The sequence below is a fragment of the Pseudobacteriovorax antillogorgiicola genome (assembly GCF_900177345.1).
GTDB lineage: Bacteria > Bdellovibrionota_B > Oligoflexia > Oligoflexales > Oligoflexaceae > Pseudobacteriovorax > Pseudobacteriovorax antillogorgiicola.
In genome coordinates this window covers 1-1,668 of sequence record NZ_FWZT01000066.1, presented here as the reverse complement: position 1 = coordinate 1,668, position 1,668 = coordinate 1, and the positions used below count along the sequence as shown (strand labels likewise).

Annotated in this window: 2 protein-coding genes and 1 pseudogene; all 3 read left to right on the top strand. The window is 43.3% G+C overall.

Annotated features, from left to right (window positions below):
• A pseudogene (locus B9N89_RS32090) lies at positions 1–420 on the top strand (hypothetical protein); the annotation flags it as partial.
• 51 nt (positions 421–471) lie between these two features.
• Positions 472–1,146, top strand: coding sequence for a transposase (locus tag B9N89_RS31150; RefSeq protein WP_143478327.1), 675 nt, complete (start codon positions 472–474; stop codon positions 1,144–1,146).
• A 198-nt stretch (positions 1,147–1,344) separates the two neighbouring features.
• The coding region (locus tag B9N89_RS31145) for an Rpn family recombination-promoting nuclease/putative transposase (protein WP_143478326.1) at positions 1,345–1,668 on the top strand (324 nt) is incomplete at its 3' end.

Sequence of the window (1,668 nt, the reverse complement as noted above, 5' to 3'; positions counted from 1 at the left end):
CAGGCGGACCATAAGAATCTGTACACGACGTTCTTGCTGTTGAAACGTGTTTTGGAAAGTTCTCCAGAATTTGCTGATATAGCTCAAGCATTTATCGCGTATGTAACAGCCGTGACTCGGGCGGAGGAAAGAGATCCTTCGATTAAAGTGAAAAGTTTGGATGAGGTTGAAATCATGCTTTCTAAAAAAATTGATAATTGGATTGCAGAGGGTGAAGCCAGAGGAGAAGCCAGAGGCGAGGCTAAAGGAAAGGAAAAAGGCAAGATAGAGGGCAAGGTAGAGGGCAAGGTAGAGGGCAGAAAAGAGGCCCAACTAGCGATAGCACTGACACTTCTTCAGAAAGGTCTCGATAAGGCCATGATTGCTGAGGCAACCGAACTATCGCTGGAGGAAATTGAAGACCTGGCCAAAAATATCTGAATCGAGTCTATGTCTTTGGCCCCTATGGGACCTTTTTGCTAATCTCGTCCCATGGGTCGAGCTAGACAAGACATCGTGAAACCTTCTTCATTACTCCACGTGACTTTCAGGTGTCACAATCGGGAATTCTACTTTCATTCGCCAGAGATGAAAAAGCGCGTCTATCAGATTCTTTTAAAGTACCGTGAGACCTTTAATGTTCATATATTTGACTGGGTGATCATGAGTAATCATGTGCATTTGCTTGTGTATAGCCCAGATCGAGAAACCCTGTCTCGATATCTGCACAGTACCAACCTAGCGATTGCTAAGGTGATCAATCAAGCATTCAAAAGACGAGGGCAAGCCATCGAGGATCGCTTCAAGTCTCCGGTGATCGAAGATGAGAGCTATGCTCTGAACACGGTGGGCTATATCTGGCTCAATCCAGTACGAGCAAAGCTAGTTGATCCCCAGAATGCTCAAAACTATCGCTATAGCTCTCTATTTTTTAAATGGCGCGGACTTGACGACCCCCTGGTTTCAGATGACTCTGTGTTGGGTGAGCTTCTTGGGATTAGCCTTTTGCATGGAAGGTCCGTTCAGGAGTTTGCTCGTTATTGGTTGGAGGTTGTTCTTAATCGGATTTCTGGCTATATAAGTGAGGTATTTGAGAACCTTCACTCAATTGGTAGTTATGACTTTTGGAAGATAAGGCGCTTGATACCTCGGCTTTCGTCTGCTTGATCTTGGCTACAAGTAGGATAAATTCAGCAGATATTGTATCTGCAATTCCCTCTATTGTCTTCTTAGCTTATAACTCGTCATTTTATAATCTTCGATGTGAAATTTTCCCGCGTTGGATTGAATTTCTTTGCTTCGTCTTTTCATAGGCCTTGATTTCTTTGCTTTGACTTCGTTTGCTTAGGGTTTTTAGGGTGTTTTTTGATAAAGTGCTGGTTTTGCTCTCAAAGGTATCCGTTACGGTTATTACGCTCAAAGGTATCCGTTACGGTTATTACGGTTATTCCTTTTGATCCAGCCTACACCCAGCTATTTTCCTATCCAAAGATGGTGAGAGACCTGCTGGTAAACTTCGTCAAGCAGCCCTGGGTAAATGATATCGATTGGGATAGTTTGCATACCTTAAGCCCAAAGTTTGTCACTAAAAAGTTGAGAAAGCGTGAATCAGATATCATATGGACGGCGAAGTGGCATGATAGGGATCTTTACATCATTTTGTTTCTGGAGTTCCAAAGTTCCGTAGAT